Raw genomic sequence first — 14,531 nt, forward strand, 5'->3', positions numbered from 1 at the left:
GGAGGTGAGACGATGAAAAAACTTATTATGGCTTTAGTTATCTTGGGCGCACTAGGCACTTCTTACATAAGTGCAGATTCTTCAATCCAACAAGCTTCAGGTGATTATGAGGTAGCTGGAATGCCACGTGGAGCATAAAATCCATTGACACATAAAGCTATTAGTATTATTATTTACTTAATTAAATTAACCAGAGAAAAAGGAAGACGTTTGGCTCTCTTGAGCTAAGCGTCTTTTGTAGTTTTAAGGCCATCACTTAAATATTAAGTTTTTAGAACATCTAGTGATTAACTTCAAGTACATACACCCTAATACACTATGAAATGCATTACAAAACAGCACATTCGCAAAAAAAAAAATGCGTAGAATGTGCTATTTGTCGTTAAAAAAATCTTTACTTCCCTTATGTAATGCATTACAATTGCTATAGATATAAAAGATAAAAAATATGTATATAGGAGGTTGGTGGTGTGTCCGCAATTAGTTACTTAAAAAACAGTATGACAATGCATAAAACCATTTACCAAAAGAAAGTTGAAAGCTTAGTTAAAAATGATTTATTCTTTCATGAAAAAAGTGTTGAAAAGTCAAAAATAATGAAGAATGAAAATGTTAGAAAACAATTAACTAAAGGATACATGAAATTGCTAAGCGAATACAAGGAGGATTAATGATGCATGTTGTAGAACTTAGGTCTACAAATCATAAAGATATTGACGCCGATTTTGTTTTAAATGCGAAACAAACTTACATAGAGAGTGTAATAAACATAAGAAATATGATTGTTAATGCAAAAACTGAAGATGATCTACATGGTGCAAAAATAGAGATAGCAGCATTATTAAAAGATCTAAATAGAGTATTATTAGGTGGAGATGGGTTAAAAAGAAGCATTGAAAATAATCCACATTTTAGATCCTTAATACATTTTGTTAAGAATTTAAAACGACACATTGCAATTGAATTTGAAGAGTTTATTTATCAACCATAACATATACGCACTGCAGTCTATAGTATACATAAAAAATAGGAGGTTGACATGTCAGAGCGAATAAAACAGCTAATGGTCAAACGTGGCATCACAATAGAGGGATTGTCGAGGGAGACAATGATTAATATTCAGACATTAAACAAAATCATTGAAATGCCAGATGAATCAGATGTTACAACCATAAAGCTTATCGCTCTGGTGTTGAATGTCTCTATTGATGAGTTATTAGATGAGAAAGGAGGAGAAGATAATGCAAAATAAAATTAAACAATTAAAAAATTATGCGGTTTACAATGATATCGAGGGCTTTTTAATCAATAAAGATATAAGAAGTAGCTCAGGGAATTCTAACTATATGTTGCCTTCATCAACTAGAAGAGTGTCGAACACCAGAAAGAATTATGAAGGGGATATTAAGCAGTTCTTTAGTGTGATTAAAGGTAAAGATGTCAAAAGTTTAGTTCCCGATGATTTAGTTGTAAGTAAAAGCGAATTAAGCAACTATGTGAAGTATCTTCAGGAAAAGGGATTAGTTAATAATAGTATTAACAGAAAAATGACCTCACTGAAGATGCTCTATACATATTTGGAGCATGATTATAAGGACTATATTGACTTGTCGGTGTTTAATACTGTCGAAAGGCTTAAAACAGTAACTAAAAACTGGGATAAAACAACCCAGACAGAAGCCGAAAGAATCGCTCAGGATATGTATATAAATGAAAGACAGAAACCTTTAATGAAAAAGCTGTTTGTTAAATTCGCCATCAGAACTTCTTTTCGTGTAAGTGCGATTTTGCGCGTAAGATGGAAAGACATACAGCTTGATGAAAGTACAGGCCATTATATAGTAACAGTTATTGATAAAGGATCTCAGGTTGTGTCTACAGGCATTAACCAGGTATTTTATGAGGAATTGTTGCAGCTGAAGGAAGAGGATGACAGCGAAACTGAATTGGTTTTTCATGGGCTTTCGGAACAATCTTTACGACACTCCTTAAAAAGGTCGAAAAAAAGGTTAGGTATACCTCCTGAAAGAGATTTAGTCTTACACTCATTTAAGGGTGTAGGAATTGACTATGTCTATGAGAATTCTGGTCACGATTTACTTGCAGCAAAAGAACAAGGAAATCATAAAAACACATTAACAACAGAGAGATATATGAGCAGAAAGATTAACATAGCAAACTCTGCTGGTGTAACAATGGATGAAAAAATCGATTTAAATCCACTATATGAAGCAACCCAAGAGGATTTTATTAGTTTTTTTGAAAACGCTGATCTTGTTACATTAAAAAAGTTTATAAAGCATGTAAATGAGCGATAATCATTTTTTCGGTATATTACTCAGTTCAAATGATAATTCTTCTTGATTAACCAGATTGCCTTTGGTAACTTTAAATTTAGCAACATGACATGAGGTGAAAGGCTATATGACAGTGATCTTTGATCAGTCTGCAAATGAGAAACTGCTTTCAGAAATGAAAGATGCTATCTCGAAAAATAAACACATAAGATCTTTTATTAACGATATTCAATTAGAGATGGCTAAAAATAAAATTACTCCAGGGACAACACAAAAATTAATTTATGATATAGAAAATCCAGAAGTCGAAATTTCTAAAGAATATATGTACTTTTTAGCCAAGTCCCTATACTCAGTTCTTGAAAGTGAAAGGTTTAATCCACGAAATTACTTCACAGAAACGGATATGAGAGAAATTGAAACGTTATGGGAAGGATCTGTGGAGGAAGATATAAAATTTCCGTATACATTCAAACAAGTTGTAAAGTATTCGGATGATAATTATTTCTTCCCCATCACTGCTAAAGAGTTGTTTATGCTATTTGAAAATAAGTTATTGCACTATAATCCTAATGCTCAAAGAACGAACAAAACGAAAAAACTAGAGGGCTCAGATATTGAGATACCTGTACCGCAGCTCAATAAACAATCGGTTGAAGAAATAAAGGAACTGTTCTTAGATGGGAAATTAATTAAATCAGTTTTTACGTTTAATGCACGTGTTGGAAGCGCAAGTTGTGGCGAAGAATTAAAATATGATGACGACACTATGTCGCTTACAGTGACTGAAGACACCATTTTAGACGTTTTAGACGGGTATCACCGGCTAATAGGCATTACTATGGCTATAAGACAGCATCCTGAGTTAGATCATTTGTTTGAAGAAACCTTTAAAGTGGACATCTATAACTACACTCAAAAAAGGGCGAGAGAGCATTTTGGGCAACAAAATACAATAAATCCAGTGAAGAAATCTAAAGTAGCTGAGATGAGTCAAAATGTTTATTCTAATAAAATTGTTAAGTTCATTCAGGATAATAGCATAATTGGTGATTATATAAAGACAAATGGAGACTGGATAAATCAGAATCAGAACTTACTTATAACTTTTTCTGACTTCAAAAAGGCAATTGAAAGAAGTTATTCTAAAAAAGATTTTTCAACTCAGGCAGATATTTTAAAAACTGCAAGATACCTTACATCTTTCTTTGATGCTTTAGCTACACAATATGTGGATGAGTTCTTAGGTGATATAGCAAAAGAAAGAAAGAGAAGTTTTGTGAACAACTATTTGTTCTTTAACGGCTACGTTGTACTAGCTAAGAAGTTGCAGTTAGATGGAGTAAGTCTAGATGATTTAGAAAGTAAAATTACCGATGTTTTAAGCTCTATAGACTTTAGTAAGAAAAATAAATTGTGGGATGAATTATGTGTAGTAGACAAGAATGGAAATGCTAAATCACCACAAAAGATATGGAATTTCTTTAACAATTTAAAAATAGACGAGTAATTACTTAGGAGTTGTTTGTTGCAATGTTCAATAGTGAGATTAAGGAAAAATATTTAGATACCTTATCTGAGAGTATGGTTATGCAGATGAGGCCTATTTTTGCAAAAGCAGAGATTACTGAGACTTTATATAATAAAGACATTTATGATTTCACATCAATGCAAATTTTAGAACTTATACGATCATTCGATCAAACCACTATTGGTAGTGTTCGAAGAACCTTAGCATTATTGTCATTGTATATTGATTGGGCAATTTCATATAAGTTAAGTAAAGGATTAACCAATTTGGCAAGAACTATTTCTGAAGAAGAGCTTTATGAATGTCTCGGAGACAAAAAATTATATATTACTTATAGTGAATTAGAGGAAATGGAAAATCAATTAGTTAACTATCAATCAAAGGCTGTATTAAGGCTGTTGTTTGAAGGGGTTTCAGGTTTAGCTCATTCTGAATTGCTAAGTTTAACGAAAAAGCAAGTTGAGGATGCGATGCTAAATGGTAACGTTTTAACCCTCTATGATTCAAAGCACGGTGAACGAAAACTAAAAGTTAGTAGTGAATGTCTTGTTATTGCCTTAAATGCAGCTCAGGAAACTAAATATAAATTAAAGAATGGGAAGGCAAAAGGCCAAACAAAAGAAGTCTTTTTAGTTGAAAATGATTATGTAGTTAAAACAAAAAGAACGTCCAACAAAGGAGACGGCCAAGCAAGTAAATTTGTCATAACTAATCTAATTACTGATATATCTGAGTTCTTTAAAATTAACTTTTTAACACCAAATACTATTGTTAGATCTGGTCATTTGTATAGAGCATATCAGCTTTATAAAGAAAAAGGGGTTATTGATAACTCTGTAAGGTATCAGATTATAGATGACTTTAATTTAAGAGTGAAATCCAAATATCGAGCAGTTTATTCAATGCAAGATTATATTAATGAGGAAGAAGTTAATAAATATTACGCAGAAGAACTAGGACTAAAAGAGACGACCATTTAAATATGAAATCCATTTGACTATTTTGGTTAAATGGATTTTTCTTTTATCTCGAAAAATTGTGAAAAAATTCGCATTTCGACAAAAATAGACAAAATAATCACTTTAAATACATGTTTAAATGTAGTAAGATGGTCATGTAAACCATATGGTTTACTAAGGAAGAGACCAAGACCAAAGTCTTAGTCGTTTCAATGCCTTTCAACCTTGAATTCATAGAGGTCTTCGACATTACAATCTAAAGCAGCAGCAATTCTTTTTGCAGTTCGAATAGACATATCTACTTTAACTAATCGATTATAGTCGCTCAGCTGCTGTTTCTTAATCCCAGTTATCTCTGAAAGTTCATTGATTGTAATGTCTTTCTTTCTACATAATTCAGGTATCAAGCATTGCCCGATCTCAACTTTAATCATAATCGGACATCCTCCTGCGTTCTGTTATGGAAAGACATAATACATATCATACCATACGAAGCGATAAATAACCACTAGCATAACACCTACTTTCTATGTATAATGATTATACAAAACAGAACGCACGTTCCCTTAACACCTTAAGGGTTTATCACAGAAAATTGAACATAGGAGAATGAGGATGGCAGGTTATTTAAACAATATTGCACTGAATCTGGAGATTGTACTCAAAAACAAAGCAGATAGTCCAGAAGTCTCTGAAACATTGGTAACCAGGATTTGTGAAAATTTACTTTTATCTAAAGAAGTCTCGTTTTTAAAAGCTGACGGATCAGTTGAAAATTTTAAATTAAGTGATATGGAATATGAAATAACAAATACAGAAGAATTGCCTGAGTAAAAATAAAAAAAAGAAAGACTCCATTAAACATAATGTAATCAGCAGCAAGAGGAGAATGAAGGTATTGTTTTGAATATATTTGTTGATCAAGATAATTACAAAGAGGTTAGTCTTAGACTTACAAAAAAATTGCTGACTTCAGAACATTATCAATTCCTACTTGGTTTCAAGGGAGAGAAATTAGATATTACAATTTCAGTTACACCACAAAGCCTCGTTAAGCTTAGGGATGACATCAATGAATTGATCTTTATGTTCTCAGATTAAAATTAGATTCGGTCACATAAATTGGCCGAATCTAATTGACAGATATTAATTGCTGGGTTATAGTTTATACAAATACAAATAATATGTATAAAGGAGTTGATAAAGAGAGCTATGTTGCTTGATGAAAAGCTCGAAAAATTAATGAAAACGGTTATGCGATTAAAAGCATACAAAGAAGAGGAAAATTTACGAAGGGTCATCGGAGAATTTCATTCAATAATTGATTATGCTTACGAGGGGATGTATATAGCTGAAGATATGTTAAGAGAAGAAGAAAGTAAGGGCAAAGAAGTAAGTACATATTGAATTGTGTAATTTTCACTAAGGTAACAAAAATAAAATTAGTGGATAAAATGTAAGTTTTATCGAGATTGAAATAAGGGATTAATTAATAATACAGAATGTAGGCCGTCCGGCGATAGTGAGGGGTGAAAATTTATTATGAAGAATTTATGTTGTGAAACGTGTGGGTTAGATACACATGAAAATGCTGTGCCTATCTTTGAAAAGCCTTTAAGGTTTGCTTTTCGATCAGATATTAAACAGCTAAAACAAAACACTGGCGACCACCGAAAACAAGAAAATATTTGTCTCGACTGTTTCACTGCTGAATTGAAACAAGTTAGCAAGGGTTGTAAAACACGGTACAAGATTAGAGCAAAGGAGAGCGGACAATGAACACAGCATACAGAGTTTGGGACGGTAAGCAGATGCATTACAGCTTTGATGACGAGTTGACAATGATCATCGAACCTAGCGGCGCGTGGGAAGTGAAACGGAATGGAATTAAAGGGGAAACAGTGGCGCATAGTCATGACGGGAAATCCGTTCTCATGTGGGGCACAGATCAAAAAGGAATATATGACGGTGATGTTGTTCTACGAGGTGAAACAATGATCGGGAATCCTCATGGGTCAGAGGTGCTCGTTGGTGTAGTGTCAATGCTTGAGGGGCAATGGTGCTTAGTGAACACTAAAACACAAGAGACACGCCCGTTATTTTCCGAGACAGCAAGAAACACAGTTATAGGAGATGGATTTTACAATCCCGAGTTATTGGAGGCCGCGGAGTGAGTAAGTTAAATGGATTGATTACGGATAAATACGGTGATGCATTGTATAGAAGTGGTTTTTGTATAACCATTGAAGAGAATTCTCACTCTAGGATGATTACAGCAGATTTTACATTGAATAGAAGTCACCTTCCGTTTTTAAAAGAAATTGTAAAAGACTTGGAGGAAGAAGCGGAGTGATCTGAGGTTACAATCTAAATAAAAGATGCATTTTAACGTGATTAAATGGAGGAACTTTATTGGAAAATAATTTAAAGGTAATTGAGCAGAATGGGCAACTTTTAGTGGACAGTAGAGATGTAGCTGAGATGGTTGATAAAGAACATAAACATCTTCTTAGAGATATCGATGGATATTTAAAAATTCTAGGAGAGTCCAATTTTGGACTTACCGATTTCTTCATTGAGAGTACATATAAAACAAAGCAAAATAAGTCAGCGAAACATTTCTTCCTCACACGCAAAGGGTGTGATATGGTCGCTAATAAAATGACTGGTACTAAGGGAATAATCTTCACAGCACAATACGTTACTCGCTTTGAAGAGATGGAGAAGACATTAAAAACAAGACCTTTATTAGTTGATACATATCTAGACATGAATGAGGATGAAAGAGCAATAGCCTACTTCACTGAAAGAAAAGAGAAGCGAGAATATCAAGAGAGACTCAAGTTAGCTGAACCAAAGGTGGAGAAATATGATCAGTTTCTGAATACCGATGGACTGATGAAAGTAGGTCAAGTAGCTAAAGCAATTGGCATTAAAGGCATGGGTCAGAACAACTTGTTTCGTTTCTTAAGAGAAAATAAAGTCCTGATCGATGGAACAAACAAAAACGCTCCTTATCAAAAATATGTAGAGAGAGGGTTCTTTCAAGTTAAGACTCAAGAGACCAGCATTGGCATAAAAACAATTACGCTCGTTACATCTAAGGGTGCAGATTTCATTGCTGATCTCTTGATCAAGCATGGCTATAAAAGAGAAAAGGCTTCGTAGTATTAACCAATTATCAAATAAAAGTAAAATTTTAAAGAGAAAGGAAGAGGAGAAATGATTAAAGGGATGGTTAAATATGAGCTGCTTAAAACAAGCGATGGTGTACTAAGACTGGCAGAGGATACACTTTGCGGCGGGTTTTCACTTGGTATTAGAACACTTGAAGGAGCTGATTGGAGATATATCAGTGATGAACTTGGGCAGTTGCTAATTAAAGAGCTTTCTAATAACCACAAAGATGATGGCGACAATGAAAACCAAAATTCCAACTGTTGAATTAAAGGCATGTTACACAAAGAACAGCAGACATCTGAAGAACTATCCAGACAGTTTAATAGTTGAAATTAAATCAAAATAAAATTGAAGTTTTAATCAAAAACATATGAATAATCAATCTAGATATAAGGGAAATTAACTAAAAAATTGTGAGGAACTCTCAATGAAACGATTTATTGTGATTTTATCCTTATTGGCTGCTGCTGTTGTCTATCCAACTCAAGTAAATGCAAGTTCAATGCCTTGTAGTGTAATAATGGAACCTGTTGATCAAAGCCTGAAAAATGCAAAAGGTGTAGCATTAATTTATAAAGTGCAATTAAACCCGCCGAGTGCCCCAAGAACCAATATAAGTATTCTTGCTGTCCATCTTCCGAAACCATCTTTTTATGGAAATTACGACAGCTACGAAGGGTTTGCTTCTAAACCAGGTGAGATTAGTTGGCGATTTAAACTTTATCCCACACCTGAAGAAGAGAGCACTAGTTGGGCTGGAAGGTTTGACTCAATTACAGCCGAAATGAAGAATGTTAAAGTGCAAGTACGCCTTTCAAATTCTGGGACACAAAATTTGGGGCCAAGTGTATTAACAAACAATATTCAATCTTGTTATTAGAAAATTAGAGCTCTTATCAAAGTGAGCAATATGACTGTATAAAAAGACTGTTTTAACGGAAATGAGAGGTGAGCAGTTAATGAAATTAAGGATAATGAAATGTTCAGATGCAAGCTACTGGTACAAAGATAAGATAGGTACGTATTACGATGTATTAAATAAAGGCGGGATTGCTCACAGTGTACAACATGATTCAAACACTCCTTTATCCAAAGCTGCAGTTCTTAAAGAAGATGCCATTATTTTTGAAGATGAAAAGCTTGATAAGGTTCAGCAGTTGTTTAGAAAACTAGATGATCAGCTAAAAAAGATTTGTTTATAGGATGGTGAAAATGCATCATGGCAATTGATTTTGCAAAGCTATATGACCCAGAATGGAAAAGCAGTGGGCTGATGAAAGAAAAGAACGTGAGCGGCTTTTAGAAGAACAAGAAACACTGAGAAAGAAAACAGTTTGCTTCACAGGCCACAGACCAAATAAATTGGGTGGTTATGATATGAAAAATCCCACAATGCTCAAACTCAAAGATAAGCTACTTGAAGTGATTGAGGAGTTAATCATAAAAGAAGAGAAGTCCAGGTTTATAACTGGAGGAGCGTTAGGAACTGATCAGGCTGCTGCTGGTGTGTACATATTCTAAAGAAGAAATACCGACATATTAAAAACATAATTGCTACGCCTTTCAAAGAACAAGACAAAGTTTGGTCTTCAGAACAAAAAATGTGGTACAAACGTATGCTTGATGTGGCAGATGAGATTATTAATGTTGAAGAATTAGATAAATATAAAGTTAGCGGAGATAAACTAGGAGAGTTTTCGCCGGCTAAGATGCAAAAGCGAAATGAATACATGATTGACCACAGTGAAGCAATAGTAGCTGTTTATGATGGAAGTAAAAGTGGTACAAGAAACTGCTTAAATTACGCCAAGAAAACTTACTTAGGACATCAACTATGGAGACTTCATCCTGATTTTAATTTTGAATTAGATATTACGTATTTTGTTGGATGATAAGGAGAGGTGAACTTTTCTGAAACTAATAGAAGAAAGAACATATGAAGAACTATTGTACATATATTCTGATGATATTGAAGCCAGAAAGCATTTCGTAAGTGAATTAGAACCAAAAGGGTGGATGGTGGACAATTGCTGGGTTGGGATTGATCTAAATCAAATAAAACAGTTTTATCGATTCAAGAGGGAATTAAAATAAAATAAAAGGATTATTTCAATGAAATGAGGTGAGAGTTTGAGTGGGAATTATAAAGACCCAAGACAAGTTGCACTTGAGCTTGTAAAGAAAGCAAGTGATCAGATTCGCTATACCAATGATGATGAATTTACATTTGAAATGGTTAATAAATTGGAGGAAATTGAGGATATGCTTAAGAAAGATATTGATAAAGATAAGTTAGTTGAAAGGGTGTCGTTAGCATAGGATACATCAAATATATAATTGATACAGCTTGGTTTAACTTAGTTTGGTTTAATATGGCATCTTGGAACGGACATAAACGTATTTGATGGCTACGGATGGAATACATATAAAGTTTAAAGAGTAAAAATAAAATTAGTGGAGGTTATTCAAGTGATAAAGAGGAATCTGCTTAGCAACCACGTTGATGAGATTATTGGTGAATATTACGCTGCTAAAGGATATTCAGTCCATAGCATTGACCGCCAGGAAAATGGACAACTGATTGTAGTTACGGAGCGAGTGACAGAGGAGAAGGAACCGGCAAAAGTTGATATCGCATTTGATTTCATACATAAAAGATCGCACAGGAAGAAGCGTTTAGCATAAAAAAAGGGCAAAGAGGGATTAACACTCTTTACCGTTAGGTTTCTTATTTAGACGATCACAGATAAATTTCATTATACTGATAGCTATTGCAACAGATCCAATTATTAATGTGATTTGAAGGATAAATATTACTCCGAAATTTATATTCATATTGTCAAATAAGTCACTGGAAAAGGAAAGAAGCTTATGAATACCCAATGCAAGTATGAAAAAGGAAAGGCATATTACGACAAGGGATGCTTTGGAATAATCTTTAGCATGGTCAAAATTATAAATTGCTATTGATACAAATAATAAACCCGTAGCGATCTTATGGGATAGCGAATCATTCGCCGAAAATGATTGCGCTACTATGCTGATGATAAATCCAGCAATACCGATTGTTTTACTCAAGGAATCACCCACTCTTATGCAAGTTAGGTATGAGTTTACCAATTAAAGGGGATTTTCTCAAGGTGATCCACTTTAAAGTTAAATTAAAATCGTGATTTTAAACAGAATTGGAGGCCTTGATACATGGGTTTATATGTAACACACGGAGCATTCGATGGGGCGTACTCGTCATTCAATAATCTTAGAAGATTTTTATTAAAATCAATTGGAGGTAGTTGGCCACCACATGATAACCAAAAATTTAAGGATGGCTATTGGTACTTTGGCAAAGGCTATACAACAATAACCCATAAGGGGCTAACAGAGTTTTTCGGTCATTCAGATTGTGATGGTGTAATTACACCTGAAATGTGTAAAGTTGTTGCAGAGGAATTAGAAGCCATCTTACCCTATGCAGAAGAGTTGGCAAATGTGGAAATGCCTCATGATTATATGCTACCTAATAGATACATAGAGACTTTAAAACAGTTTATCAATGGGTGTAGATTGGCATTTGAGTTGAATGAGCCATTAGAGTTTAGATAAAAGATAGTTTTTATTCAAAGAAGATCGCCCTTGCATAGAGAAATAGGCAATAGCGATCGTCTGTTAGGCTTTTGAAATTGGACTGACTGAATTAGCTGAGACCTAATTTCGCTTTAACAATGCTAGCAGCGACTTCAGACAGGATTGTTAATGAAGCACTACCAACCTTAGATGCAAGGCCTTTTGTTTCAGACCAAATTCCTGACTCTCTAATGTTGTCCAAGAATTCATGTCCTTGATACGTAAGGCTTTCGATTTCAATCCATTCCATGTCTTTAGTTCCTGTAATAAGAACATTTAAGAATCGGGCTTCTTTTAACTTTCGTACTGTGTACTTTATATCCTGTATTTCATATTTTTCAAGTAAAGGGAATTTAGCTAGATCATTTACATCAACTTTTTGTCTATCACCAATATGCTCTTCAACAGTTAATAAGACATTTCTGACAACTTCGTGGTTTAATTTCATAATGTAACTTCCTTTCTAGGTACCTGATTGTAGTAATTATCTCATGCAATAGAAATAAATAGAACCATTTGAAGTGAATAAAGCAGCATATTGATGAATTACAGAATTAAAATAAAATATTTATTTTATAGAAGGAGGCAACCAAAGTGCCAAATCAAGAGCAAATAAAACGCATGAACGATATTAATGATCTGATAAAGCTTATTGCAAGCATTGATCATCGGACATTCTACCGTAAGTCAAAGGATCGTATAGCGTATTTCAGGTTTAAGAAAAAACTGTTCTTCGTTGATGATTACAGGGGGGCTGACGTTTACCCATATGAAATGGGATACGGTAGTCCAAACGGCTTTTCGCATGGAGGCAACATGTGGCAACTGGTCAACAGCCTTAGAAAGTTCATCATAACAGGGAAATGCGGCGAATTAAGAGATTATAAAGAAATCTGGGCTTACAGCTATGAAGGGTGTATGAAAATCCGTCAGAAGGCAAAAGAAATAGGATTTATAGAGACTGTTGATTATCCCTATAGCTTCGATGATTGGATGATAACTTATTGATCAATGTACTAAATTTTCACTCGGATTTTAAAAGCTAGGCTCTAAGGAGTTATGTAACGGAGAGATTACACTCTCCATGATTCGAAGGAAGGTATGCGGAGTTTTCCGTGCTTAGTCTTAAATCTATGCTTAACCTTACATAAAATAGGATCAATAAATACATATTCATCAGATTCAGACTTTACTTGTTTCATAGAGTGGAACTTAGTTCGTTCTGCATGTGGCATGAATTCCATAAATCCAGCTGCAGTTCCATCGGGATAGGATAGAATGAATTTTATATCCTTCTTGGTATAGCCGGTTATGAGAACCTCAGTGTAATCGTAATTGATCACTTTCAACCAATTATGCGAACGTTTATTGATCTCATAAGGGGAGTCAGCTTTCTTGAGTACGATTCCCTCTAAATTCTTTTCCTTGGCCAGGTTGAAGTAAGCGAGTCCGTTACCTTGAATTCCTTCGAGTACAAAGACATTAGAGTGATTTAGCTCAAGTGAGTTTAGAACTGTCTTACGCTCAGTGAGCGGCTTAGCTGCTATTGACTGACCGTCTTTGTAAATAACATCAAAGACACAGTAAACAATCTTATGGGCTGATTTTTTGGACATGAAACGTTCCATTACAGCTTCAAAGTTAGGAGCACCACCTGGGGCAGCTACAATAACTTCACCATCGAGTACTGTTCCATCTGGAATATCTAAGTCCAAGAGTTCTGGAAACTTGCTTGTTACTTCATTATTGTGACGAGTGTATAGCTTAATCTGATTATCAAATTTAGAAAGGATGAGTCTGATTCCATCAAATTTGAGCTCAGTGATATAGTTCTCGTCGTCAAATGGCTCTTTTATTGAATGCAATAACATTGGCGATACAAACAAAATATCACCTCCTACTTAGAACATATTAGCTAAGCGAAGGTGATATATAAAGCGATATGGCAGTGGTACTTAATGGGATTCAATCAGCTCAGGTGAATTGTTATTAGGTGAATTCACTAAAGATGAAACCTGATATGCTTCCATGTCATCAGCATCATAAGGCTGCAGTAAGCTTTGTAGATAATCAGGATCAATATTTTTAGGGTTGAGCCATTCTTTTTCATTCTCATCAGTAAGGATAACTGGCATTCGATCATGAATGTCTTCCATAAGCTCATTAGGCTTTGTTGTGATTATTGTGCAGGTGTACAACGGATTGCCTTCTCGTGTGTTCCACTTTTCATATAAGCCGGCAAAAGCGAAGAGATTAGATGATTTAAGCTTAATCCGCATAGGAATCTTAGTCTTTGGATCAAGACGCTTCCATTCATAAAAACTGTCAGCGGGTATGATACAGCGTTTGCTGACAAGCGGCTTTCGAAAGCTGGGTTTCTCGGACAATGTTTCAGCACGGGCATTAATCATTTTATAGCCGATTTTTTCGTCTTTAGCCCATGGAGGGATAAGACCCCATCTAAGTTTTCCCAGCCGGTTGTTCGATCCGTCGTTGATGATTGTAAGGATGTTTTGTGAAGGGGCAACATTATAGCTTGGGTAATATTCATCTTCGGGTAAGAATTGATCTATATTGAATTGCTCAATGATGTCATCAAACTCAGAGAATAAAGTGAACCTGCCACACATGTTCATCATCCTTTAGGGTTTTTGAATATTGTACAGGCTTGATACACGAAAATCAAAAAGGAGGAATGTGATGCAGCAGCAAATAGTTGAGGTTAAAGAAGTTGATGTGTTGATCAGGGGAATATGGAGAAAGAAAAAGTTCACTGATATTCAAAAGGGACAAACCTTTAAGATTGAGGAGAACGGAAGAACAAAGAAATACATAGCGAGAACAGATCCTTATTGGGATGACATGTACGAGACTTACATTATTGATTTGTTAGATAAAAATAAAATTAGAAGATGTAGATAAAACAGAGATTTTATTAAG

27 protein-coding genes and 1 pseudogene are annotated in these 14,531 nt (G+C 34.5%); 23 read left to right on the top strand and 5 right to left on the bottom strand.

Annotated features, from left to right (window positions below):
- Positions 1 to 12: 12 nt before the first annotated feature.
- From aimP to G4P54_RS09530, 7 genes are all read left to right on the top strand, one after another.
- Positions 13 to 138: a lysogeny pheromone peptide AimP gene (aimP, locus tag G4P54_RS09500; RefSeq protein WP_009967508.1), complete on the top strand. Its 126-nt coding sequence runs from the start codon at positions 13 to 15 to the stop codon at positions 136 to 138.
- A gap of 332 nt (positions 139 to 470) precedes the next feature.
- A complete protein-coding gene (locus tag G4P54_RS09505) occupies positions 471 to 671 on the top strand; it encodes a hypothetical protein (protein WP_167872482.1) in 201 nt (66 codons plus the stop codon).
- A gap of 2 nt (positions 672 to 673) precedes the next feature.
- Positions 674 to 991: a hypothetical protein gene (locus tag G4P54_RS09510; RefSeq protein WP_167873853.1), complete on the top strand. Its 318-nt coding sequence runs from the start codon at positions 674 to 676 to the stop codon at positions 989 to 991.
- A gap of 48 nt (positions 992 to 1,039) precedes the next feature.
- Positions 1,040 to 1,252, top strand: a complete 213-nt coding sequence (locus G4P54_RS09515) for a helix-turn-helix domain-containing protein (RefSeq protein ID WP_144453792.1) — start codon at positions 1,040 to 1,042, stop codon at positions 1,250 to 1,252.
- Positions 1,242 to 2,318 (top strand): tyrosine-type recombinase/integrase, encoded by a 1,077-nt coding sequence (locus tag G4P54_RS09520; protein ID WP_167872483.1) that lies wholly within the window; start codon positions 1,242 to 1,244, stop codon positions 2,316 to 2,318. Before G4P54_RS09515 ends, G4P54_RS09520 begins: the two co-directional genes overlap by 11 nt.
- Before the next feature lie 106 nt (positions 2,319 to 2,424).
- Complete coding sequence (locus G4P54_RS09525) at positions 2,425 to 3,807, top strand: DNA sulfur modification protein DndB (RefSeq protein ID WP_167872484.1); 1,383 nt, start codon at positions 2,425 to 2,427, stop codon at positions 3,805 to 3,807.
- Positions 3,808 to 3,830: 23 nt separating this feature from the next.
- A complete protein-coding gene (locus tag G4P54_RS09530; protein ID WP_167872485.1) occupies positions 3,831 to 4,808 on the top strand; it encodes a phage lytic cycle repressor MrpR family protein in 978 nt (325 codons plus the stop codon).
- A 188-nt stretch (positions 4,809 to 4,996) separates the two neighbouring features.
- On the opposite strand, the gene G4P54_RS09535 is transcribed toward G4P54_RS09530, so the two are convergent.
- Positions 4,997 to 5,221, bottom strand: a complete 225-nt coding sequence (locus G4P54_RS09535) for a helix-turn-helix domain-containing protein (protein ID WP_004399410.1) — start codon at positions 5,219 to 5,221, stop codon at positions 4,997 to 4,999.
- Between the two features lie 181 nt (positions 5,222 to 5,402).
- Between G4P54_RS09535 and G4P54_RS09540 the strand changes: the two genes are divergently transcribed.
- From G4P54_RS09540 to G4P54_RS09600, 13 genes and pseudogenes are all read left to right on the top strand, one after another.
- On the top strand, positions 5,403 to 5,621 hold the full coding sequence (locus G4P54_RS09540; RefSeq protein WP_003231034.1) for a YopT family protein: 219 nt from the start codon (positions 5,403 to 5,405) through the stop codon (positions 5,619 to 5,621).
- 69 nt (positions 5,622 to 5,690) lie between these two features.
- Positions 5,691 to 5,888 (top strand): hypothetical protein, encoded by a 198-nt coding sequence (locus G4P54_RS09545; protein WP_010330351.1) that lies wholly within the window; start codon positions 5,691 to 5,693, stop codon positions 5,886 to 5,888.
- Positions 5,889 to 5,999: 111 nt separating this feature from the next.
- Complete coding sequence (locus G4P54_RS09550; RefSeq protein WP_161986113.1) at positions 6,000 to 6,194, top strand: hypothetical protein; 195 nt, start codon at positions 6,000 to 6,002, stop codon at positions 6,192 to 6,194.
- 368 nt (positions 6,195 to 6,562) lie between these two features.
- Positions 6,563 to 6,961: a YopX family protein gene (locus G4P54_RS09555; RefSeq protein ID WP_167872486.1), complete on the top strand. Its 399-nt coding sequence runs from the start codon at positions 6,563 to 6,565 to the stop codon at positions 6,959 to 6,961.
- Positions 6,958 to 7,140 carry a hypothetical protein gene (locus G4P54_RS09560; RefSeq protein WP_167872487.1) on the top strand — a complete coding sequence of 61 codons (183 nt, stop codon included), beginning with the start codon at positions 6,958 to 6,960 and terminating at the stop codon, positions 7,138 to 7,140. The genes G4P54_RS09555 and G4P54_RS09560 overlap by 4 nt, the downstream gene beginning before the upstream one ends.
- 59 nt (positions 7,141 to 7,199) lie before the next feature.
- Positions 7,200 to 7,955 (top strand): Rha family transcriptional regulator, encoded by a 756-nt coding sequence (locus G4P54_RS09565; RefSeq protein ID WP_167872488.1) that lies wholly within the window; start codon positions 7,200 to 7,202, stop codon positions 7,953 to 7,955.
- A 54-nt stretch (positions 7,956 to 8,009) separates the two neighbouring features.
- On the top strand, positions 8,010 to 8,231 hold the full coding sequence (locus tag G4P54_RS09570; RefSeq protein ID WP_167872489.1) for a hypothetical protein: 222 nt from the start codon (positions 8,010 to 8,012) through the stop codon (positions 8,229 to 8,231).
- Between the two features lie 163 nt (positions 8,232 to 8,394).
- Complete coding sequence (locus G4P54_RS09575) at positions 8,395 to 8,847, top strand: YoqH family protein (protein WP_167872490.1); 453 nt, start codon at positions 8,395 to 8,397, stop codon at positions 8,845 to 8,847.
- A gap of 79 nt (positions 8,848 to 8,926) precedes the next feature.
- A complete protein-coding gene (locus tag G4P54_RS09580) occupies positions 8,927 to 9,169 on the top strand; it encodes a hypothetical protein (RefSeq protein ID WP_236823986.1) in 243 nt (80 codons plus the stop codon).
- Between the two features lie 175 nt (positions 9,170 to 9,344).
- Positions 9,345 to 9,859 (top strand): annotated as a pseudogene (locus tag G4P54_RS09585) (SLOG family protein).
- A 19-nt stretch (positions 9,860 to 9,878) separates the two neighbouring features.
- Positions 9,879 to 10,061: a hypothetical protein gene (locus G4P54_RS09590; RefSeq protein WP_167873854.1), complete on the top strand. Its 183-nt coding sequence runs from the start codon at positions 9,879 to 9,881 to the stop codon at positions 10,059 to 10,061.
- 36 nt (positions 10,062 to 10,097) lie between these two features.
- The gene (locus tag G4P54_RS09595; RefSeq protein ID WP_167872491.1) at positions 10,098 to 10,286 is read left to right on the top strand and encodes a hypothetical protein; all 189 of its coding nucleotides are present in this window, start codon (positions 10,098 to 10,100) and stop codon (positions 10,284 to 10,286) included.
- 150 nt (positions 10,287 to 10,436) lie between these two features.
- Entirely contained in the window at positions 10,437 to 10,652 is a 216-nt protein-coding gene (locus G4P54_RS09600) for a hypothetical protein (RefSeq protein ID WP_167872492.1), read from the top strand.
- Between the two features lie 18 nt (positions 10,653 to 10,670).
- Here G4P54_RS09600 and G4P54_RS09605 read toward each other — a convergent pair whose 3' ends face one another.
- Positions 10,671 to 11,045 carry a YoqO family protein gene (locus G4P54_RS09605; RefSeq protein WP_167872493.1) on the bottom strand — a complete coding sequence of 125 codons (375 nt, stop codon included), beginning with the start codon at positions 11,043 to 11,045 and terminating at the stop codon, positions 10,671 to 10,673.
- A gap of 123 nt (positions 11,046 to 11,168) precedes the next feature.
- Here G4P54_RS09605 and G4P54_RS09610 point away from each other — a divergent pair, with 123 nt between their 5' ends.
- Positions 11,169 to 11,570: a hypothetical protein gene (locus G4P54_RS09610; protein ID WP_167872494.1), complete on the top strand. Its 402-nt coding sequence runs from the start codon at positions 11,169 to 11,171 to the stop codon at positions 11,568 to 11,570.
- Positions 11,571 to 11,661: 91 nt separating this feature from the next.
- On the opposite strand, the gene G4P54_RS09615 is transcribed toward G4P54_RS09610, so the two are convergent.
- The gene (locus tag G4P54_RS09615; protein ID WP_167872495.1) at positions 11,662 to 12,039 is read right to left on the bottom strand and encodes a DUF2513 domain-containing protein; all 378 of its coding nucleotides are present in this window, start codon (positions 12,037 to 12,039) and stop codon (positions 11,662 to 11,664) included.
- 146 nt (positions 12,040 to 12,185) lie between these two features.
- Between G4P54_RS09615 and G4P54_RS09620 the strand changes: the two genes are divergently transcribed.
- Positions 12,186 to 12,599 carry a hypothetical protein gene (locus tag G4P54_RS09620; RefSeq protein ID WP_167872496.1) on the top strand — a complete coding sequence of 138 codons (414 nt, stop codon included), beginning with the start codon at positions 12,186 to 12,188 and terminating at the stop codon, positions 12,597 to 12,599.
- Positions 12,600 to 12,664: 65 nt separating this feature from the next.
- Here G4P54_RS09620 and G4P54_RS09625 read toward each other — a convergent pair whose 3' ends face one another.
- A complete protein-coding gene (locus G4P54_RS09625; RefSeq protein WP_167872497.1) occupies positions 12,665 to 13,477 on the bottom strand; it encodes an ATP-dependent DNA ligase in 813 nt (270 codons plus the stop codon).
- Positions 13,478 to 13,546: 69 nt separating this feature from the next.
- Complete coding sequence (locus tag G4P54_RS09630) at positions 13,547 to 14,221, bottom strand: SOS response-associated peptidase (RefSeq protein ID WP_167872498.1); 675 nt, start codon at positions 14,219 to 14,221, stop codon at positions 13,547 to 13,549.
- 70 nt (positions 14,222 to 14,291) lie between these two features.
- On the opposite strand from G4P54_RS09630, the gene G4P54_RS09635 reads away from it, so the two are divergent.
- Positions 14,292 to 14,513 (top strand): hypothetical protein, encoded by a 222-nt coding sequence (locus tag G4P54_RS09635; protein ID WP_167872499.1) that lies wholly within the window; start codon positions 14,292 to 14,294, stop codon positions 14,511 to 14,513.
- The last annotated feature ends 18 nt before the right edge of the window (positions 14,514 to 14,531 follow it).

The organism is Bacillus tequilensis (assembly GCF_012225885.1).
In the GTDB taxonomy this organism is placed as follows: Bacteria; Bacillota; Bacilli; order Bacillales; family Bacillaceae; genus Bacillus; species Bacillus tequilensis.